The sequence below is a fragment of the Cutibacterium avidum ATCC 25577 genome (assembly GCF_000227295.1).
In the GTDB taxonomy this organism is placed as follows: Bacteria; Actinomycetota; Actinomycetes; order Propionibacteriales; family Propionibacteriaceae; genus Cutibacterium; species Cutibacterium avidum.
Window position 1 is genome coordinate 1,373,856 of the sequence record NZ_JH165054.1, and the last position, 20,873, is coordinate 1,394,728.

General features: G+C 63.2%; 15 protein-coding genes and 1 tRNA gene. 2 read left to right on the forward strand and 14 right to left on the reverse strand.

Going from position 1 to position 20,873, the window contains the following annotated elements; all coding sequences use genetic code 11:
• Positions 1 to 933 (reverse strand): glycosyltransferase family 2 protein, encoded by a 933-nt coding sequence (locus HMPREF9153_RS06005; RefSeq protein ID WP_004810334.1) that lies wholly within the window; start codon positions 931 to 933, stop codon positions 1 to 3.
• A 311-nt stretch (positions 934 to 1,244) separates the two neighbouring features.
• A complete protein-coding gene (locus HMPREF9153_RS06010) occupies positions 1,245 to 2,036 on the reverse strand; it encodes a polysaccharide pyruvyl transferase family protein (RefSeq protein WP_237726218.1) in 792 nt (263 codons plus the stop codon).
• On the opposite strand from HMPREF9153_RS06010, the gene HMPREF9153_RS12715 reads away from it, so the two are divergent.
• Positions 2,035 to 2,157, forward strand: a complete 123-nt coding sequence (locus tag HMPREF9153_RS12715; RefSeq protein WP_256998265.1) for a hypothetical protein — start codon at positions 2,035 to 2,037, stop codon at positions 2,155 to 2,157. The genes HMPREF9153_RS06010 and HMPREF9153_RS12715 overlap by 2 nt on opposite strands.
• Before the next feature lie 239 nt (positions 2,158 to 2,396).
• On the opposite strand, the gene HMPREF9153_RS06015 is transcribed toward HMPREF9153_RS12715, so the two are convergent.
• The 8 genes from HMPREF9153_RS06015 to HMPREF9153_RS06050 all read right to left on the reverse strand — a co-directional run bounded on the left by HMPREF9153_RS06015 (position 2,397) and on the right by HMPREF9153_RS06050 (position 13,716).
• The gene (locus HMPREF9153_RS06015) at positions 2,397 to 4,568 is read right to left on the reverse strand and encodes a glycosyltransferase family 4 protein (RefSeq protein WP_036979665.1); all 2,172 of its coding nucleotides are present in this window, start codon (positions 4,566 to 4,568) and stop codon (positions 2,397 to 2,399) included.
• Between the two features lie 134 nt (positions 4,569 to 4,702).
• Positions 4,703 to 6,625 carry a glycosyltransferase family protein gene (locus HMPREF9153_RS06020; protein WP_004810338.1) on the reverse strand — a complete coding sequence of 641 codons (1,923 nt, stop codon included), beginning with the start codon at positions 6,623 to 6,625 and terminating at the stop codon, positions 4,703 to 4,705.
• Position 6,626: 1 nt separating this feature from the next.
• A complete protein-coding gene (locus HMPREF9153_RS06025) occupies positions 6,627 to 7,706 on the reverse strand; it encodes a glycosyltransferase family 4 protein (RefSeq protein WP_036979668.1) in 1,080 nt (359 codons plus the stop codon).
• 9 nt (positions 7,707 to 7,715) lie between these two features.
• Positions 7,716 to 8,576 (reverse strand): hypothetical protein, encoded by an 861-nt coding sequence (locus tag HMPREF9153_RS06030; protein WP_154647472.1) that lies wholly within the window; start codon positions 8,574 to 8,576, stop codon positions 7,716 to 7,718.
• A gap of 155 nt (positions 8,577 to 8,731) precedes the next feature.
• Positions 8,732 to 10,996, reverse strand: a complete 2,265-nt coding sequence (locus HMPREF9153_RS06035; RefSeq protein ID WP_004810341.1) for an N-acetylneuraminate synthase family protein — start codon at positions 10,994 to 10,996, stop codon at positions 8,732 to 8,734.
• A gap of 41 nt (positions 10,997 to 11,037) precedes the next feature.
• A complete protein-coding gene (locus HMPREF9153_RS06040; RefSeq protein ID WP_004810342.1) occupies positions 11,038 to 11,721 on the reverse strand; it encodes an acylneuraminate cytidylyltransferase family protein in 684 nt (227 codons plus the stop codon).
• Positions 11,722 to 11,836: 115 nt separating this feature from the next.
• The gene (locus tag HMPREF9153_RS06045; protein WP_004810344.1) at positions 11,837 to 12,334 is read right to left on the reverse strand and encodes a hypothetical protein; all 498 of its coding nucleotides are present in this window, start codon (positions 12,332 to 12,334) and stop codon (positions 11,837 to 11,839) included.
• On the reverse strand, positions 12,334 to 13,716 hold the full coding sequence (locus HMPREF9153_RS06050) for a sugar transferase (RefSeq protein WP_004810345.1): 1,383 nt from the start codon (positions 13,714 to 13,716) through the stop codon (positions 12,334 to 12,336). The genes HMPREF9153_RS06045 and HMPREF9153_RS06050 overlap by 1 nt, the downstream gene beginning before the upstream one ends.
• Positions 13,717 to 14,250: 534 nt before the next feature.
• Here HMPREF9153_RS06050 and HMPREF9153_RS06055 point away from each other — a divergent pair.
• Complete coding sequence (locus HMPREF9153_RS06055; protein ID WP_004810347.1) at positions 14,251 to 14,997, forward strand: hypothetical protein; 747 nt, start codon at positions 14,251 to 14,253, stop codon at positions 14,995 to 14,997.
• Between the two features lie 209 nt (positions 14,998 to 15,206).
• On the opposite strand, the gene treZ is transcribed toward HMPREF9153_RS06055, so the two are convergent.
• The 4 genes from treZ to HMPREF9153_RS06075 all read right to left on the reverse strand — a co-directional run bounded on the left by treZ (position 15,207) and on the right by HMPREF9153_RS06075 (position 20,844).
• Positions 15,207 to 16,958 (reverse strand): malto-oligosyltrehalose trehalohydrolase, encoded by a 1,752-nt coding sequence (gene treZ, locus HMPREF9153_RS06060; RefSeq protein WP_004810348.1) that lies wholly within the window; start codon positions 16,956 to 16,958, stop codon positions 15,207 to 15,209.
• Positions 16,958 to 19,492 carry a malto-oligosyltrehalose synthase gene (gene treY, locus HMPREF9153_RS06065; RefSeq protein WP_004810349.1) on the reverse strand — a complete coding sequence of 845 codons (2,535 nt, stop codon included), beginning with the start codon at positions 19,490 to 19,492 and terminating at the stop codon, positions 16,958 to 16,960. Before treY ends, treZ begins: the two co-directional genes overlap by 1 nt.
• A 72-nt stretch (positions 19,493 to 19,564) precedes the next feature.
• The gene (locus tag HMPREF9153_RS06070; RefSeq protein ID WP_004810350.1) at positions 19,565 to 20,527 is read right to left on the reverse strand and encodes a phosphotransferase family protein; all 963 of its coding nucleotides are present in this window, start codon (positions 20,525 to 20,527) and stop codon (positions 19,565 to 19,567) included.
• Positions 20,528 to 20,759: 232 nt separating this feature from the next.
• Positions 20,760 to 20,844, reverse strand: a tRNA-Ser gene (locus HMPREF9153_RS06075).
• Between the last annotated feature and the right edge of the window lie 29 nt (positions 20,845 to 20,873).

Below are 20,873 nucleotides of genomic sequence, written 5' to 3' on the forward strand. Positions count from 1 at the left end.
TCAGAAGTCTCTCTCCGCGGTTTCGGTGGTCTCGTATCCCGCGATGCCCGACGCCTCGACAAGCAGCGCAATGGCCTTTCGTGCGACCGGAGCCGGGATACCGGGCAGAGCAGCGTCGACGCTCTTGGCAAGGGCATGGCTCCGGCGGTAGGACAGGTGGGGGACGGTGGAGCAGACAAGCTGGTTCCACATGTTGTCATCTACCGGACGGACGGCGCCAGAAGTGCCCGGTCCGTGAATCTCGTCGAAGGTCCGACGGGCTTGACCAGAGCGATAGCTTCGGCTGACGCGGGCAAGCGTCGAGACCGCCGCTGCATGGTGTCTTGTCGCGAGGGCGGGATCGACGACGATTGGGATGCCGGCCTGGTGGAGCCGCCAGCCGTAGTCGACGTCCTCCCATCCGTAGGCCTGGTAGTGGTCGTCATAGGGGCCGATGCGATCCCAGATTTTCTTGGTGATGGACACGTTTCCGGCCCAATAGCGCCAAGTCTGGTTGTCATCGGCCCGGTAGGCGCCGGCCCGGACCCGCTCGTCCGCCTCAGCTCCGTACACGGCGGTGTAGCGGTTGTCGGGAAGGACGTTGAGGCAGATGCCGATGGTTCCTTGCTCGCGATCGGCATGGCTGGCGACGTGACGCTCGACGTAGTCGGGCGCCGGCTCCAGGTCGTCGTCACAGCGAATGAGGACGTCGCCCTCGGCGGCCTCGTGACCGGCGTTGAGAGCCGCGACACGTCCACGATTCTGCGGGAACACCAAGGACCGGATCGGCAGGTGGGAATACTTGGCGACGACTTTTTCCGAGCCGTCCATGTCCCCGTCGATAACGACGATGGCCTCCCAGTCCTTGGCGGTCTGTGCCGCCAGTGCGCTCAGCAGACGCGGCAGTCGCTGTGCCCCCCGATACGACGGGATAATGATCGATGCAGTCGTCATCTCAGTCCTTCTGGTTCTCGAGCGGCTGGGCGCTGGGCCCTGATGACCTCAGGGAAGTGCGGCGAGGCCGTACGGTTATGGTTGAGGGTCTCATGGCGAGACGGATTCCACGTCCGGCGATCGCCACCGTGGCCAACCCGAGGTCCTCCTTGCCGGGGAGCGATGCAACCCGGTGCGGGAGCGGTGAAGCCGGTGCAACCGGGCATCGTACGCCCAGAGAAGAATACGCTGCCTCGAGTTGGTTGTTCCACCTCGTTACGATGCCACTTCCGCAGGGCCGGCGCGGACACTCGGATTTCCGTCATCTCTGCTCAGACGTGACCGCGCCACATGGTCAGGCCAACCTTGCGTGCCACGTTCCGGACAGTCAAGGTCCTCCCGTGGTGGACCACCAAGGCCTTGGCGAGATCCTTTCGGGAGTGTCGGAGGTCGTTCTTCACACGATTGACATCATAGACCTCCGGGGATGCCGCGAGGTCCTTGAGCTCCCGGAGGTTGGCGGTGCGGGTGAGATCAGCCCGACGCTGGTCGCAGGCCATCGTGCGGTAGGCCGTGTGATAGTCGTTGAATTTGAAGTCTCTGGTGTCGGACTGTGCGTCGGGACGTCCCCAACACGCCGGGATCCCCAACGAGTCAGCCACGATCAGGCCGTGCAACGACGTGGTGAAGATGTGGGAACAGCTGTTGATGGCACTCACGACCTTGCGGGGCTCTTGGCAGACGTCGATCGCGATCGTGTCGTCGTGCTCGGTGAGTTCCCTGATGAACGGGTGACGCTTGTCCTCGAAGTGCGAGACGACGCCCCACCTGTGTCTACGTGCCCGTGGCAGTCTGATCCGGTCGGTGTACAACAGCCCGGGATCTCCCAGCGGAGTGGTCTCGGGGAGCCCGGCCACGTCGCGGGTGAGACAGCCGCGGACACCAAAAACCTTGCGATCCTCGAGGACCGGGTCGTCGGGAGTCAGCATGCCCGAGCCCCAGATCCAGGGATGGGGCTTGGTCGGACGGTGGTTGAAGAGCGATCCGATGCACAGCAGGTCGGCCTGGGAGATGCGCCTGGAAAACGCGAGGATGCCGCCGTCGGCGAGGATACGGCACGACATGAGGTCGCCGAAGTTCTTCACATGGGTCCACTGGTACACGGTGGTGCAGGGTGCCGAGGGGTGGAGTCTGCTGTTGGCCGCCGTCATCGCGGCGGACCTCGAGGCGCGCAGGCGGCGCTGAATCCTGGCCAACGTCCTTGATGCCATGAGGCTGGAATCTCCCGTTCCTGATGGGATGTCGGTGGCGACATCGCTGGTTGAGTTCGGTTGTGAGTGATGTCCTCGACCGCGGGGAACCCGATGGGTCTTGGACGGGGAGCGGGGTGTTCCCGCGTCCGACCGGTGACAGCGGCATTCCGGGTCGGAGCTCCTCTCTCTCCCCCCCCGACCCGGTGCGCACAACGGGTCGGGGACGCCCGTCTACACCTGGTCGTGGGAAGGTACGGCACCGCGTTCGGGTGCCGGTCGTAGGTGCAACCTGATGGCCCTCGCGAAGGTCTCTGGGGAGAACTTCCCCGCGTGGTCCAGTACGGTGCGCTCCTCGAGAGGGTTCTCGCGGAACTGGCGGACGGCCTGCGTTACGGCTCCGGGGGTTGCGGAGTCGAAGAATCGTCCGGAGACGCCGTCCACGACGGTGTCCAGGTAGCCGCCGGCATGCAGCGCCAAGCAGGGGGTCCCGAAGGCGAAGCCCTCCACGGGCGTCAACCCGAAGTCCTCCTTGCTCGGCGCGATGACTGCCGACGCGTGGGCGTAGGCCCAACGCAGCTGGGCGTCACTGATGCCTTCGAAGAAGGATACGTTGGCGGGGGCGAGGGCATGCAACTCGTCGCGCAGCGGCCCTGACCCGATGACGACGAGATGCTCGTCCGGCAGGTCCGCGAAGGCACGCAGCAGGACGTCGACGTTTTTGTAGGGCATCAGCCGGCTCACCGTCAGGAAGAAGGAGGGGTGCCCCTCCAACCCGGGAAGTGGTTCCTGGGGGCCGGTGGGATCCAGGGAGTACGGCGGATGCACGACTGCTGCCTCGATCCCGTACACGTCACGGATACGGTCGCGAACCACGGTCGAGTTACACAGGTACTCGTCCGCGGACGCGGCGGCCCGGCGATCCCAACGTCGTAGCGGCGGGGTGAGCACCTTGAGGACGATCCCCTTGGGAGATCGCCACCAGTGTCCGCCGAGGTAGTCGTCGGCCAGGTAGAGGAAACGGGCGGGGGAGTGGCAGTAGACCACCTTCCGGCAGTTCGGTGGGGTCTTGACCCCGTGCGCGAAACCGGTCGTCGAGACGAGAACGGTGTCCGTCCCCGCCGGCACCTCGGTGTGGTCGAAGGCCCAGTCGTAGAGCGGAAGACCGGCTCGAAAGTGGCGACGGAGCCATCCGATCCTGTTCAGCGGAGAGGTGATGACCTCATGAGTGGAGAACTCAGGGTAGGTGAGGTCCGATTCATACACCGATGTGATGATCGGGGCCTCCGGGAACATTCTGGCGAACTGGGTGACGACACGTTCTGCACCACCTCGTTGCGTGAGGTAGTCGTGGGCGATGGCGACGTGCGGGGCGCCCTGGTCGGGCTCCGGATCGACGTCAGCCAGGATCTCCGCGAGACGGGCGCGTCCGGCCTCGGGGGAGAAGTTCTCCTGCCAGCGGTCGTGAGCTGCGTCCAGGAGACCCTTGTCGTAGCCCTCGGCGGCCCTCTCGATGGCATCGGCCAGGCTGGTGGCGTCGTCCGCTCGCGCCACGAAGGGATGATCGGGGCCGGCGACCTCCTGCAGTGCCCCGGCATCGGTGAGGACGAAGGGGCAGCGCGCCGACATTGCCTCGGAGACGACAAGGCCGAAGGGCTCGGGCCATACAGATGGGAAGACCGAGAGATCGACTGAGGAGAAGAACTCGTCACGGTCCATCCAGCCGCGGTGGTCGACGAGGTCGCCCAGACTCGCGATGCGACGGGCGACGAGTTGGGCGTCGGCCGGGTCGACGAACCGGGATTCCCCGGCCAGCAGTAGCCTGAATCGCCCAGGGTGCCGGCGCTTCAACTCGGCCATCGCCTCGCACAGTCGCGGGACTCCCTTGTCGGATGACAGTCGACCGAGGAATCCGACTGTGACGGTGCCCTCCACCGGGCGAGGAGCACGGTGGCGTGCTGGGGGATTCCAATTCCACATCACCCGGGCGTCGGAGACCGCCTCTGCCATCGATGCCGAGGGGACGACCGTTGCCAGGGTCCCATGACGGGCCACGACAGCCAGGGCGCGCAGCTTTCCGAGTGGGCGTTGGTGCAGGTGGACGACCCGGTCGGGGTGCCCCGAGGTGGCGAAGGCCGGGCGCAGCCCGTTGCACCACAGCAGCCCGGTGCGCTCACTCGCGTCCCAGCGACGCAGATTCTTCAGGTACTTCCCGGTGGTGTCGCCGTGGATGGCGATGACCCGGAAACCCCGCTTGCGGGCTTCCGCAACAACGTCGCCGGGAGTCTGGGGTGCAATGATGGTGACGTCGCGTCCCAATTCACGGGCGGCCTCGGCGATGGCGAACATCATGACCTCACCGCCGCCCATCGTGCCTTGGTTCGAGGCGATGGTGAAACTGGTCACTGTGTCAGTTACCTCCAGACAAGTACGAGATGAGGATGTTGACGGTGGATGAGTGTCGGTGTGGGGCCACCCGGAGGGCATTGGTTGAACGGCGCCATTGCGGTCTCGGGAGGTTTTGGCGCCCGCCGGTGGTGTCATCGAGCCCTCTCAAGGGTCACCGTCCCGAACTTGGAGACCTGGTACCCGTCGTGGACCTTTATTTTGTCTGTCGGAGCGATGATGAAGTCCGGTTTGGTCCGGTCCTCGTACTTCCGGGTGGCGTTGTCGACGTCGATGTGGATGATCCGGCATGTCTCGTCGGGGCAGGCCATCCGCCACCACCAGTACTCGTGGACGTATGAGTGCTCGCCGGCCAGCGCGACCACGCTGTCCTCCCGGGCGTGGGAGCGGACATGGGCGGCCGTGTCGATCCAGCCCGCTCTCTCCTCTGGTGGAACTGACGCGAGGAGCTCCCGAGCGTCATCGGTTTTGATGACGGAGCTTCCGCCGACCAGCGGGCGCCACTTCTGTGCCACCAGCCAAGGGAGGCACTGGAGCGCACAGCCGGCCACCACGAGGAGGGCAAGCACTCCCCGTACCTTGGGCTTTAGGGGTGTTATGGCCAGGGCGAGACCGACGGAGGAGAGCGCCAGCAGCGGGAGCATCAGCCGCCCGATCCAAGTCTGGTAGCACACGACGGCTGAGAAGAGCGCGTAACTGGCCAGTAGCAGGACCGCGGGTATCCATGCCAGTCGCCGGGATCTCGGATGGAGGGCGACGAGGAACAGTATGACGATCGTGACGACGAACTGAACGACGTTCGCGGCTCGGTCCTCGTTACGCTCGGAATCCAGTGAGTATCCCTGAGTGAAGGAGTATCGGGGATCGTCAACGTCAACCCCGGAGACGGCCTCCGATGCCTCTTTCAAGCCTTCGGAGAGATACGAGTTGATCGATCCGAGGGCGGACCCTTTGCCTTCCGGCAGCGGTAGGGCGAGGTTGGGGCCGAGATTCTTGATCGAGTTGGCTGCCAGCGCGCGTCCCGGGTTCCCGCTTACGGTCAGTCCGAGGTCCGGCCCGGTCAGGCGTCCGAAGGTCTCGTCGTTGCGAATCGCCCAGCCGACGTTGAGGGCTCCCACCGAGACGATCGAGACGATGAGGGCCCCAATGATCGCCTCCTTGCCGTGGCTGATGATCCTCGCCACGGCCCACACGATCACGGGGGCCAGGATGAGGGCCGCGGTGGGCTTGACAGCCAGGGTCGCACACGCCGTCGCCGGGGCAACAGCTAGGGCAGCTGCGCGGCCGTGATCCTCGGCCCGATGGCTGATGAGGGCGACCGTCAGGGCCACGAAGGCCGTGGCGACGAGGTCATTCTGGGTTGTCGCGGACTCGCCGATCACCAGCGGGGCCGACAGGAGAAAGGCCCCGGCCACCCACGAGGACGTCGTCGACGCCCCCAGGTTGCGGGACGCACGGAAGATCGCCAGCGCGGTGGCCAGTCCTGCCGTCCATTGCCCGAGGAACATGAAGTGGTCGGATCCGAAGATCGCCAGCAGCCAGGCCGTCATGATCTCCGCGCCGGCCGACAGGTAGTACTGGGCCGGGTAGGGCGTTGCGAAGTCGCCGAGGGTGCTGTTCTGGAACGCCTGTTCCACCTTAGGTAAGTGGTACGCCAGCGAGTCGATGTTGTTCGGCGCCGTCGCGACCCCGGTGACGAAGGTCACGATCGCGAGGATGCCGATAAACAGCAGGGCGAGGCGTCCGACCCACGACGAGCCACGCCACTGCCGGCCGACGGCGGCGAGGAAGTATTCGGGGTGCCGCCAGGAGCGCGTCAACACCGCGGTGATGATGACCGCGATCGACAACACCGACGCGATGACTGTGAGCCACACCTCGGTGAGGATGTGCAGTGCCGAGAGTCCCTCCCCGATTGCGATCGCGGGTATCGCGGCCGCCGCGAAAGTCATGGGGACGGCCAGGGCTATCGTCCAGATGCGGGCCATGAGGCACAGTAGGCCGTACAGGCCGCCCAAGAGCAGGGCGGCGGTGATGATGTGCAGGGCGACGGTCATGTCAGTTCCTCCTCCCCCACCGCCGGGAGGAGCCCTCGATCACCTGCTGGTAAACCCGCGAGATGCCCTCGGCCATTCTCGCCACGGTGGGAATGGCGTCGGTCAGGGTGGGACGGTTGTCCAGGCGGAGTCCCTGCCGGATGGCCACCTCCGCCAGCGCTTCGACGTCATCGGCCTCGGCGATGCACCGGGCAGGAAGGATCTCGGGATTACCCCCGACCGGGCTCGCGGCCACGCCCATTCCCTGCGCGAGGGCGTCGAGCAGGGTGTAGGAGCAGTTGTCCGACTTTGAGGGCTGAACGATGACGTCATGGTTGGTCATCGCCTCGCCGGGACGGACGAAGCCGGGGAAGCTCACCTTGTCATCGAGGCCCAAGCGGCGCGTCAGGGTCTTGAGAGAGGCTTCCTCACTCCCGGTCCCAGCCACCGTCAGGGTCGCCTCCGGATGCTCACGGGTGATGTGCTCGAAGGCACGAATCGTCGCGGAGATGTTCTTCTCCTTCGACAGTCGCGCGAGGGACAGCAACCGCAGACCAGGCTCGCGGGACGGCGGGGTGGTGGGACGGTCGATGCCGTTGAGCATGACCGTGATCGGCCCCTTCGCATGCCACTGGTGACGCATTTCCCGTTCTGTCGCCTGAGACACGGCGACGACATGGGCGAATCGGTGCAGCCGGACACGGTGGGCTGTCTCCATGAAGACTGCCGAAGCCCGGTTCGGGTGATACATGAACCGGTCGGACGGGATGGTGTGCTCGGTGGACACGAGCTTGACTCCGGTGCCCACCGAAGCCATTGCCGACAGGAAATCGGCCTTGGCCAGGTGGGAATGCACGATTGCAGGTTTGAGCCGCGAGATCGTGGAGCGCAGGGTGGTCACGGCAGTTGTGGTGCTGTTTTCAGTGGGAAGATCAACGACCTCGACGTTCATGTCGCGCAGCCGGTTGGCCAACGGTCCAGCGGGGCACGTGATGACCATGCGCCATCCGGGAATCCCAACCGAGGCGACGTCAAGGACATGGCGAGCTACGCCGGCAAGATTGCTTACCGGACAGACCCACAAGGCTGTCGTGTCATTCATGGACGGGCCTCACCCCTGGATCGTTGTGATTTGCGTGTCGAGTTCGGCCATCGCCCGTTCAAGGGTCGGTGTCGAGACTCCCATGGACGTGGAAATGTCAGCGATCCGGTGGCGCCAGTCCAGGTGTGTCAGGGCATGGGCTTGCAGGCGACGCGACAGCGTGGGAGTCCACGACGTGGCGGCGTCGGTGAGGAAGGTGATGCCTTTCTCCCGCGAGGATACCGGCATGCGGATGAGGCCTTCCTCAGGAAGTAATTCAGCGGCTTGACAATGCGGGGGGGTTCCTGCCACGAGGGTGCCGCATGCAGCGGCGTCGGTGAATCGCGCCGAGATGTATTCGCGAGTCGGGTGGGTATAATTCGCTGGGCTGGACATGTTTCCAGATGCGAGGACGATCTTTGATCGCAGTAGATGGGAAGTAACGGCTGCTTCATTCGACGCGCTGTCCGGCTGTCCGGGGAACGTCCCCTGAAAGGACAGGCCTGCCGCTTTCAGGACGTCCCGTGAAATGTCGTCATCCTTCCAGGCGTTGGGCTGACGCCCGAGACGGAGCACGTCAATGTCGCGATCCCTTGGTTTGATCTTGGACCAACGCAGTGCGTCGGTCCCCCACGGCGCCCAGGACACCGGAATGTTGACTCTCGTCTGGTAGTCGTCAATCAGTTCCCCATCTGTGATCCACAGGTGGTCGAGGATATGTCCTTGGCGGGCGAAGCGGGGTAGTAGGTGGTCCCAAAAGGAGTCAATGATCCACCCATGAATCGTTCCATATCGGCCGGCGAGAACCTTTGAGCGAGCCAGAGAGAGTAGGTCTCCGGGGTTGGCGCAGATGACAAGGAGAGGATCCTTGCCTCGGTGTCGTGGTGACATGGCCAAGGCCTGCCGCCACATTGGCGTTGCCGACTCGCTGGAAACGATCGTCAGATCGGTTTCCCACAGTTGGGCGACGAGATGTCCTAATTCGGTGACGGGTGCCCATCCCGTTGGCGTGGTGGTGGGGAAGACGCACCAGACTTGCGGTGTATTCAGAACCATTGTTCGAGCCTTTCGAGGGCCGTCCAGAATCCCTCACCGTTGTTGACGTGGCCCTGCCAGATCTCCGGGATGAAGGTGACCTCGGGGGCCAGCTCGTCTAGCTGTTTGGCAGTCACCGGCCAGTCGATCTCGCCCTCACCGATCTGCGGGCCCTCGCCGTCGACCCCCTCGGCGTCGACGATGTGCAGGTGGTCGCTGAGCGGTGCCAGTTCGGCGATGTACTCGCTGAACGGGATCTTGTTGAAGTTGGCGGCCAACTTGGAGTGGGACAGGTCGAGGGTGAGACGACGTCCGTACTGGTTGCAGAACTCGACGGTGTCGTCGAGACCCATGAACAGGTTGTGGTGCTGCTGTCCACCCATGAGCCACGGGTAGGGCGGCAGGGTCTGCGAGGTCAGACGGACCCCGTCCTCGTCGATCCGATCGAGGGCCTGGGCGATCCGGGCGTACATGGCCGGACGCTCCTCGGGGGCCACGAAGGCGTCCTTGGTGAACCCGCCCATGGTGCAGATGACGACCGGGGGCTCCTCGGCGTCGAACCACGTGTCGAGGTCACGGGCGATCTGGATGACCTTCTGGACCTCGGCGATCGAGCGCTCCCAGATGTCCTCGTCGGGGGAGGCCAGGTTGATGATGAAGTCGCCGGCGTAGAGGTCGGGGCAGTGGACGGTGTAGGTCATCCCGTCGAACTTGCGGTGCTCGAAGGCCTCGGCGATCTGCTCGGCCGTCATCTCCACGTCCTTGTAGGACAGGTGGAACTCTAGGAAATTTGGGTTGGTCTCGGAGTGGGACAGCAGCTTGCGGGCGTCGTGGTAGCGCACCGGCAGGCCCCACGGGCGACGGAAGGTGTAGTTGCGACCCTGGGCGACGGCGTCGGTCAGGTCGGTGTCATAGAAGAAGTCACCGGCGTCGATGTCGCGACGCATGGTGCGACCGACCAGCTCGTCGAGGTGGTTGGGCTGCAGCCCGCGGCCTGGGGACTTGACGGCCACGGCGTCCCGGGTGATGACCTCGCCGTTGTGCAGGGCTCGGGTGGACACCAAGGACTTGGCGAGGTTGGCGCGGTTCATCATCTCGCCGGTCGACACCGAGCGGGCCTTGTCGGAGCCGAGCGCCAGCTCGACCTCGCGGATGCGGTCGACCATCTCCGCGAACTCGTCGGGGAGCAGGGAGACCTGGTGATCATTGCCCTCGAGGGTCTTGTCAATGGTGAAGTGTTTCTCGATGATGTGGGCACCGCGTGCTACTGCGGCAATCGGCACATGATAACCACGTTCGTGCCCGGAATAACCCACTGGGCAGTTACCCAGGGCAGCGAGGCGGTCCATGTAACGCAGGTTGACGTCCTTGAAGGGTGCTGGGTACGTCGACTGGCATTGCAGCAGAGCGAATTGAGCCCCGGCGCTGCGCAGAACGTCGACTGATCCGAGGATCTCGTCCTCGGTCGACATGCCCGTCGACATCAGCATCGGCAGGTGCTCAGCGGCACAGGCCCGTAGCAGGGAGTGGTTTGTCATGTCAGCACTGGCGATCTTGAGGGCTGGGACGCCGTAGTCGGCCAGCACTGTGAGACTGGGGAGGTCCCACGGCGTGCAGAAAGCGTCAATGTCGACGGCTTTGCAATGGTCGAAGACATCGATCATCTGCTCGGGGCTCAGCGAGAACCGGGACAGGAGGTTGAGGGTGTACTGAGCGCCGAGATCCTCGCCCGCGGTGGCACCGTCGGCTTGACGGTAGAGAGCATTCAAGTCGCGCAGCTGGAACTTGACGGCGTCGGCCCCGGCCTCCTTGGCAAGGTCGACGAGGTGCTTGGCCAACGCGACGTCACCTTGGTGGTTATTGCCGATCTCAGCAATGAGAAGACAAGGGTGGCCATCGCCAATGGTGTGACGACCGATGGTCATCTCGGCGGCACCCTCAGTGGTGACCGCCGTGAGATGGCCACGCTCGTCAACGAGGGGGATCACCTCCACGCCGGGGCGAAAGAGTTGGGAAATGGTCGAAGCATCGGCATCGAGAGGTGCATGGATGCACTCACGATTGGCAGCTGCCTGCACCGGCGTCGTCATGTCGCCGTCTGGTTCGGAGGTGATCCAGCGGCGGAAGTCGCCGTCGGAGAAGGACCCGGTGAGGATGCCGTGTTCATCGACGCAGAAGACGATGCCCGACTTGTTGTCGGTGATCTTTGTCAATGCGGTGAGGATGGTGTCCTCACCAAAGACGGCGAAGGGTGTGGTCTGACGGTTGACGATCATGGGCGCGGATAACCTTCTCTGGGATTGGGGATCGGTGAGGTTTAGCGTGCGAGGCGTCGAAGCTCGGTGGCGGCGATGTCGAAATCATGTGGGGAATCAATGTCGATTCCCTCGACCGGATCCATCACGAACAACTCAATGCGGCCGCCGAGACGGTTGTGGTTGTTCTGGTAGACCTCGGTTTTCGTCAGGTAGAGCGAGCCGGTCTCGCGGTAACGCAACTGGTCAGGTGTCATGTCTTGGCGACGTGGACGGTTCTGGTATGGGTAGTGTGCGACGACCTTCGGTTCCTTCTGCCAGATGAAGATCGGCTCGGGAACGACGCCCACCATGGAATCGGCGCCGGAGGATGCGAACTGTCTCAAGGCGCGCCCCATCGTGTCGGGAAGACGAAGCGGGGAGGTGGCTTGCAAGAGCATCACCTGGTCAGGGCGGTGGCCCTGCTCAGTGAGGACGTCAATGGCGTGCTCAACGACCGGCTCGGTCGCGGTGGTGTCCTGGGCCAGCTCGTCGGGGCGCTCAATGACCCCGGCGCCAGCCGTGCGGGAGACTGCAGCGATCTCGGCGTCCTCGGTCGACACGTACACGTCAAGGCCGGGGGTGGCGAGGGCCTGCTCGATCGTCCATGCCAACAGGGGTTTCCCGGCCAAGTCCTTGAGGTTCTTTCGGGGGATCCCTTTGGACCCACCCCTGGCAGGGATAATCGCGAGGGTTGTCGGACTCATCGCACCTCCTGCGCGGTGCTAGTTTCTGATACGAGGCGGACGATGAGATCATGACCGTGCAGCCGACGAGTCACATACTGGCCGATGAACCCGGCCTCTCCCGTGATGACAATGTTCACTGGCGTGTATACCTCTCGGATGATTTGCGATGGGGCGGATGAGACGGTGAGTGCGATTGGTGGCTGAGCCCCCGTTGCAGACCAGCGGCGATACCTGCCCCTAACCAGCCGCCGGCGGCGTTCTCAAAGGCATTGGAGATGAGAGGACGACGCCCCAGCTGGGGCAGGGCGTATTGGAATGATTCGGAGCAGATGCCAATGATCGTGGCGGCGATGCCCCACACCCACCAGCGCACTGTCGGCCAGCCGAGGGTGGCTAGCAGGGTCAGGGGCAGAAGCATGACAACGTTGAGGGTGTGATCGCCGACCATGGCAACTTGGTCGCCGGTAAGCGGGCGTGCCCCGATAGGTGTGACTCCGCCGGTGAGGCGGTAGCCGATCCGCCATTTCAGGGTCCCAATTCGAACTCCCATGGGTACGACGACCCCGACCGCGGCGATGAGAAGGTAGAACCATGTCAGGGCCCGTGCGACCTGCTGGGTTCGAGGGACCATCAGTACGCCCCCGAGGAGGTGAAGACTGCGCTGAATGTCTTCGCGAGGATAGTGATGTCCTGCAGTACCGACCAGTTGTCCACGTAGTAGAGGTCCAGTCGAACGGTGTCCTCCCAGGACAAGTCGGAGCGACCGGACACCTGCCACAGACCCGTGACGCCGGGACGAACGTCCAGGCGCCTGCGAACGTGAGACTCGTAAGCGGCGACCTCGTTCTCGAGAGCGGGGCGCGGTCCCACCAGCGACATGTCGCCACGCAGCACGTTGTAGAACTGCGGAATCTCGTCAATGGAGTAGCGTCGGTGGAACTTGCCGCATTTGGTGATTCGAGGGTCGTCCTTCATCTTGAACAGGACACCGTCGGACTCGTTCTTGTCGGCCAGCATCTTGGCCTTGATCTCGTCGGCGTTGACAACCATCGAGCGCAGTTTGTAGCACTCGAAGACTCGGCCTTTGCGTCCGACTCGACGTTGCTTGTAGAACACAGGACCGCCATCCTCATGTTTGATGGCGATAGCAGCGAGAAGGACAATCGGGGAGGTGAGAATGAGTAGAAGCAGCGATCCGATGATGTCGAAGGTCCTCTTGAACCAGCCACTTGCACGTTCGGCCTGAGGCTTCTCGATATGCACCAGAGGCAGGCCGGCCACTGGGCGGATATGCATGCGCTGTGTGGAGATGTCGGAGAGAGCGGGAATGATGATTAGTTCGGTGTCTTGGCTCTCGAGAGTGCGGGCCAGCCGATTGAACTGGTAGGACCGCGAGAATGATCCTTCGGTGAAAATCACCGCCGCAGCGCGAGTGTATTGGCACGCGGCCACGACATCCTCAGGCGTCCCCAGGACTGGCACGTTGACATTGTGACACCTTTCTTGCCCACGGGTTAATACGCCAACGATGTCATACCCCAGCCATTTCTCACGCTGGAGTACTTTGGCCAGATCGTCAATATGAGTGCAGTCACCGGCGATGATGATGCTGCTGCGGAACCGGCCACGGCGTCTTTCGTGGTGCAACCAGCGCCTCATGAAGAACCGTTCGAGGAGCAGCGCGGGAATGCTGAAGAGGAACAGTAGGAAGTAGAAGCCACGGGGCAGTGGATACATGAACAGGTATGCTGAGACCCCGAGCAGGGCAGCTGTGATGGCCGAAGCCTCAAAAACGGCGCGGTACTGCGCCGCGCCTGAATCCAAGTATTTTGTCCGGTACGCGCCGACGAGTCCCATGATGACCAACCATGCGAAAATGATCCCCCCGGACCATGGAAGGACATTGTCCTGCACGTCGGTGTTCTTTGGGAATATAGTCATTGCCGTTCGTGCTCGCACTGCGATGAACGACGCCAAGGCGATGATGATGAAGTCGGCAACGACGATGCGCACCCGGTACTGACCAAGATTGTCTCGGCTGTGGTGTCGCTGTCGTGGACGGGGACTACCGGCTGGATGCGGAGCGACTGCGTGTTTGGGAGGGAGGAGGCTCGGTGATGACATCAGCCAAGAATCTCCTCTCTGATGCTGTGGACGGGATTCGTGATGGGCACACCGTTCGGGGTGTCATGTGCTGCTGGCAGCACAATTCCTCTCAGGCGCAGAGTATCACCTGGCTGCTGATCATCATCATATGTCGATTTTCCACAACTCTGCTTGAAGGCTGAGGCCGTGCGCCGCGCGCATCAGGACCAGGCTTCAGACCTGTGTGTAGCTGGTCTGAGAGCTGATAGTGTCAACGGGGATCTCTCGTGACGGGTCCGATGGAGAGTTCGGCTACCAGTTTCGTGTGCAGTAAGCTAGCGGCCAGCAGCTGTCACTGGGCACGTGACTTGACAGTCACGGAGTGGTCATGTGAGGATTTTCCCGGTATGTGGCGCGTCGCGTCCGATCCCGACAGCGTTATCTCGCATCCATGGGAGAGAAATGAACAACAACCTGAGTCGACGTAACATGGTCAAGGGTGTGGCGTGGGCTGTACCTGCAGTAACTGCCTCGACTGCGCTGCCCTCGGTAGCTGCCAGCCAGGACTGCGTGTACACGGGGGCGCATTGGGAGAAGAGCTTCGTTACCCCCGAGCTGGTGGCACGAAGGGAAGCACGCCCGGGTGCGAAAATTACCACCGGCGGTATCTATGCATCCAATTTGGATGGCGACATCATTAGCCCGAGGAAGCTTGCCAAGGTTAAGAGTGATTACCCTTGGGTCTCTGAGATGATTGCCATTGCTCAGAATGGTGACGGGACTGCTGGTAGTTTGCTGCATGTTAACTTCCCTGGCCCGGCCAGTTGTGTGCAGTTCTTGCTTCATGACATCGATTCACAGGGCTCAGGCAAGAGAGATCACTATCGGGATTCTGTGACCGTTACAGCTGATGGTGCACCGATCACGGCGTCGCCTCTTGAGCCAGAGTACCTGCGCGTCAGTGGTAATGGAAGTAATCGTGTCAAGGTTGAGTCTCCTTTCGAGCACGGGGGGCTCGACAAAACTCATGAGTGGGATATGGACAGCGACACCAAGGGGACCGTGCTCATTACGATCAAGGGTCCGATCAATCGTTTCTCCATCCTGTACCTAAATGAGGACACTCTCAAGTATACCGACCTCAATTACCAGCAGATAGCTCTTAGTACCATCCGCTGGTCGAAGGATCCCTGCGGCTGCGAGGTGTGAGAGGCATCGGGCCGACATCATTGATCGGGGATGGCCCCGGATATGAGAATTGGTGCCAGAAAGACGAGGGATGCCCTCGTCTTTCTGTCTTTGTCCTGTCGTTGCGGCTGAAGAGATTCGCTCAGTACAGGTAAAGCTCGCGCATAGCGATGATGGCTTCGCCCGCTGAGCTGGGATGTGGTTCTGCGTCTCGGCGTCACAGGGTGAGCTCACACTGCCCACTGGGCATGGATCCCCAGATCAGTCTGGACGACGCACCCTGGGCCACGCAGGGTGAGCGAGCTGTCTTCGACGTCGCAGCTTCCCCTCGCCACAGTGTGGGCTGGATCGTCAACCAGACCCGCGACCGTGACAGGAGCATCGCTTCGATTCGCCACGACGATGACACCGGGACGCCTCATGACGACGGCATCGGGGGAGATCACGGTCATCGTCGTGGCCGTCAGGCTATGAGCGACGTGGGGTGGAAGTGATGCGCGGATCCCTAGCAGAGTGCGGTACCAGCCGAGCATCCGTGCGTGTTCTGGGTCGTGACGCTCATCCCACTTCAGTCGCGCTGACCGGAAGGTCATCATGGCTTGAGGGTCTGGGATGGCCCCGTGCCACGCCATCTTCTGGAATTCTTGACGGCGTCCAGCAGTGATCAAGGGGCCAAGATCAGGGCCCAGGTCGCTGAAGAATGGGAATGGGGTTGAGGCCGCCCATTCCTCGCCCATGAAGATCATGGGAGTGAAAGGCCCCAGTAGGTACAGTGCGGCGGCTGCCGCTTGAAGATTCGGGTCGGCTCCGTTGTGGCCCAGACGGTCTCCGACGGCGCGATTGCCGATCTGATCGTGATCCTGGATGAAGCTCACGAAAGACGTAGCGTCGTAGGAAGCACTGCTGACGTCAACCGGGGCTCCCCAGTTCTGCTCCCGGAACGACGACCAGCCGCCGTCGTGGACGAAGACGCTGGTGAAGGCCTTGGCCAGCGTCTCGGCGCTCCCGAAGTCGGAGTAATAGCCGTCAGTCTCCCCAGTGAAGAAGGCATGCAGACTGTGGTGGATGTCGTCGTCCCACTGCATCGTCATGCCGCGAGCCGCCTCGGTGACACCGACCGGTGTGACCATGTCGGCCTGGTTGAGGTCGGACTCGGCGATGAGGGTCAGTGGGCGACCGATCTCCTCGGACCACTCGGCGACTTTTGTGGACAACTCGGCGAGGATATGGGTCTCGGAGTCATCGACGAGGGCATGGACGGCATCCAGACGGAGCCCATCGACCCCGTATTCGACGAGCCACTGGTGAGCGTTGTCGATGACGAATTGGCGGACTGGCAGGTTGTCGTTCCCGTCGAAATTCACTGCGTCGCCCCACGGGGTCGGGTGATGGTGATTGAAGTAGGGGCCGAACTCGGCCAGGTAGTTCCCCTCCGGTCCGAGGTGGTTGTAGACGACGTCGAGGATGACCCCGAGTCCCTTGGCATGGGCAGCGTCGATGAACTGCTGGAAGCTGGCCGGGCCGCCGTAGGTGTTCTGGGTGGCGTACAGATCCACCCCGTCGTATCCCCAGCCGCGAGTGCCGGGAATCTGGGCGACTGGCATGACCTCGACGGCCTCCACCCCGAGTTCGACGAGGTCGTCGAGGCGATCGATGGCGGCGGTGAAGGTGCCCTGCTCGGTGAAGGTGCCGATGTGCATCTCATAGAGCACTCGTCCCTTGAGATCCATGCCCTCCCAGGGGGCCGGCTTGCTCGGGATGTACACCTGCGACGGTCCGTCGACCCCCTCGGGCTGGTACCGGCTGCGTGGATCGGGCAGCGGGTCCCCGCCGTCCAGGACGAACTGGTAGCGCTGACCGGCCTTCACTGGTCGGGGGAGTGTCCACCAGCCCCCGGCTCGGGTCATGTTCAGGAGGTCTCCATCGAGAAGGGTCTGAACCTTCGTGACAGCGGGGGCCCAGACCGTCAACTGATTCGTCATCACCTCTCCTCCTCGACCAGCAGGGCAACTGGCATCTCGTCCAGCAGATCGGCGAGCTTCACCATGCCTCCCTCAATCGTCTTTCCGGTGATGACATCGGTGAACGTGCCCTCGGGCAGCACGATCTGGTGGTCGGCCCAGCCGCCGCGTCCTTCCAGCGCTCCAGCCAGGCGGGTGGCGACGGTGATGACCGTCGGGGGCTCATCGTCAATTCCGCGGGCGAAAGCGACCGCGTGACCGGTGGTCGTCGCGACGGGGCGGTAGCTCGCATGTTCACCACGGAAGGCGTTGGCATGGCGACGGCGAACGTCCAGGGCCCGATGGACCACCAGCAACTTCTCGGCATCCAGACGATCCTCGTCAGCCACAGCGTCAAGGCCATTGGACGCCACCACCTTGAGCAGCCGAGCTGACCGGTCATGATCGACCGGGCGACGGTTGTCCGGGTCCACCAAGGACAGATCGACGACCTCACAGCCCTGGTAGGTGTCGGGCACCCCAGGCATCGTCAACTGCACCAGAACGCGTCCAAGGATCGCCGCACGGACCGCCGTCTGAGTCGTCTCGGTGAATTCGTCGAGCGCCTCAGCCACCGACTCGTCACTCAGACAGAACTTCGCCAGATCCGTCAGCGCCGACTCGTAGTCCTCGTCGGGATGGGTCCAGGTGGTGTGGGACTTGGCCTCGCGTACCGCCTTCGTCAGGTAGGAGACCAGCCTGTCCGCACTGATCGGCTCGGAGCCAGCGGCGGTCCCGGGAAGCCGCCACGTCCCCGCCAGGGTCTGCCACAGCAGGTTGATCGTCGCCCCGTCGAGCAACTCCGAACGCTGGTCAGCGGTGACGCTCTCCAGGGCCGCAACCGTCTGCTCCCACTCGCGCGGGAACTCCGTCAGGCTGGCCAGGCGGGCGCGGACGTCGGTCGACCGCTTGGTGTCGTGGGTTGACAGGGTTGTCATCGTCGTCGGGAATTTCTCGCCCAGATTGGTCGCGAAGTCGTGGAAGTCATCGACCGAGATCCCGGCCAGTTCTGGGTCACAGCCCACCTCGTTGACCGCGGTGAAGCGGGTGTAGCGGTAGAAGGCGGTGTCCTCCTTGGCCTTGGCCATCACTGGCCCGCAGGTCTGGGCGAAACGGACCATGAACTCATCCCGGCTGGCTTGTGCCACCGGGTCACTCGAGGGCCCAAGGCGTCCGCACACCATGTCGACGATCAGTTCGAGGGTGTCGTGCTCCTCTTCTGGTAGCTCTAGACGGGCGAGGCTTGCCGCGGTTTCGATGACCTTGACCTCGCCGGGCCCCGGAACGCGACCGGGCTCGAGGTAGGCGCGGTACCGATCCATCGCGACGAGGAGCTCGGTGATGGCCCTTGTCAGCTGGCGGCGGGTGTGGTCACGCAGCATGATGTCGGAAGCGCAAATGTCCACAGCGACATTTGCCAGCCGGTTGAGTTCGGTGACGAGCATGTCGTCAAGGACTTCCCGTTTGGCCTTGTCCAGCTCGGCAGGGAAGGATGCCTGCGAATCGTCGTCAGCGCAGATACGCTCGTAGAGCGTGCTCAGGGGTACCAATCCGGTCGGGTCGATGAACAGCCCGTCGACGCGCAGCAAGGAGTCATAACCCGTTGTGCCTGCGCACGGAAGTTCGGCAGAGAGGGTCTCGGAGGGTTCCAGGATCTTCTCGACGACAACCCATGCGCCATCGGTGGCTCGTTGCAGATCCGCCAGGTATTTGCGTGGGTTGGCCAGACCGTCCGGGTGATCGATGCGGAACCCGTCGATGAGCCCGTCACGGTAGAGCTGCAGCAGTTTGGCATGGGAGGTGGCAAAAACGTCGTCATCCTCGACGCGGATAGCTGCCAGAGTGTCGACATTGAAGAAGCGGCGGTAGTTGAGCTCCTCGGTGGCGACCTTCCAGCTCGCCAGCCGGTACCACTGCTGGTCGAGCAGTTCGGCCAGCGGCATGGACTCGGTGCCGGGACGCACCGGAAAGGTGTGATCGTAGTAGACGACGACGTCCTCGGGGTGGGTGGTGCCGTCCTGGTCCGGGATGTCCCGGGTCTCGACGTGGATGGTGCCGGCTGTCAGTTCCGTGCCGATGCGATCGCCGAGGATGGCCATGAGGATCGACAGGGACTTCGAGACGTCGACGTCGAACCAGGTTGCGTACGGGGAGGAAGGGCCGTCGCGCAGCACACTCCACAGCGCCGAGTTGTGCCACAGCGGTGTCGGCACCGCCATGTGGTTCGGGACGACGTCGACGACGATGCCCAGTCCAGCCTGATGGGCCGTCTCGCAGAGTCGACGGAAGTCGTCCTCGCCACCGCATTCATGGGAGATGCGGGTGTGGTCCACGACGTCGTAGCCATGGGTGGACCCAGGTGCGGCCTGCAAAATGGGGGAGCAGAACAGATGGCTGACTCCCAGGGCAGCCAGGTGGCCGACCTGGCCGATGGCGTCAGCGAAGGTGAAGTCCTCGTTGAACTGCAGCCGGTACGTTGAGGCGGGTGCGGCGGACGGGGGAGTGGAAGTCGTCACATCCCCACCTTAAAGGGGCTCTCCGACAGATCGGAGCCCTTCCGTGTTCTGAACTGAGGGGTTGTTCGGCGATCACGCGAGATGTTCGGAGGCCCACAACCAGGCGCGCAGCCTGCTCGCCCGCTCGCGCTGGAATTCGCGAAGTTGCGGCATTCCAGCGGGGTCAGGCTTGCGGCATTCGCGCTCTGAGATCCCTAAGACGGCGACGAGAAGGTCGACGATGGGTTCGACGGCTGGTTCGCCATGAGTGGACGGGGAGAACTCGGCTGCGACGTGTTTGACGAGGGCGTCGGCGCGATTCCACCGCGGGGCGTCAATGGGATCAGTGTGAATGATGTCGACGATGAGCCCAGCGGCATCGACCCACGCAGGGCCGATCAGAGCGTGGGACCAATCGACGAGGACTGCTCCGTCAGTGCGTAGCAGCACGTTGTCGGATCGGACGGCACCGTGGATGACGGTGTCGCCGTTGGCGTGACGGGTGAGTCGCTCGACCCGCCCGGCGAGGTCGGGCAGGCGCTCAATGAGCCAAGGGTCGAGGTCAGCTGGAGCGTCGGTCATGAATTCTTCCCACACAGATGGTGTGTTGTGCAGGCGTGCCGAGAACGACTCCCACGGCTGGAAGAAACCAGCCGTCACCTCGGCCAAGCGGGACAGTGCGGCCAAGGTGGGGGTGATGCCCTCGTCGGACCAGGGCAGTTCGGGATGGGGTCCCTCAATGTCGGAGGTCACCATGCCGACCCACCCGTCCACGTCGATCTGACCCAACAACCGCGGCGCAGGGGCGGCATTGGGGAGGAAGGACAGCACGGTGGCTTCGCGACGGTTGAGGTCGGGGATGTCCGCATTGATGTCGGAATGGCTGGTCTTGACGAAGGCGTGAATGCCATTGGCGGTGACGACTCGGGAGGCAAGCCCCGGAGTGGTGCCATGGGCTTGGACGGTGTCGACGGAGACAGGGGAGCCCAGGATCTCGGCAACGCGATCGTGGACCGACTTGGGTAGTTCATCCCAGCGAACTCGTGAAGGTTTCATGGACGCCTCCTCGTGGCCTTGTTCGCAACCTTAGATCACCGCAGCATCATGACGTAGCGGTGACCACGGCGGGGAATGAGGCTCGTGTCACGTGAGGTGGCAGCATCCCTGATCAGAAACCGAAATACCACAGTGTGGGCAGAAAGTCATGAACCGGACCCTGACAAGGAGAAAAAGCACGCGGGAAAACACTGCCCGCCCACTCGGATGAACCAAGGAGGCGGGCTGTCCGCGGAGGATACGAGATTCGAACTCGTGAGGGCGTGAACCCAACCCGCTTTCCAAGCGAGCGCCATAGGCCTCTAGGCGAATCCTCCGCAGAGTAACATACATGGACTTCGCGCGC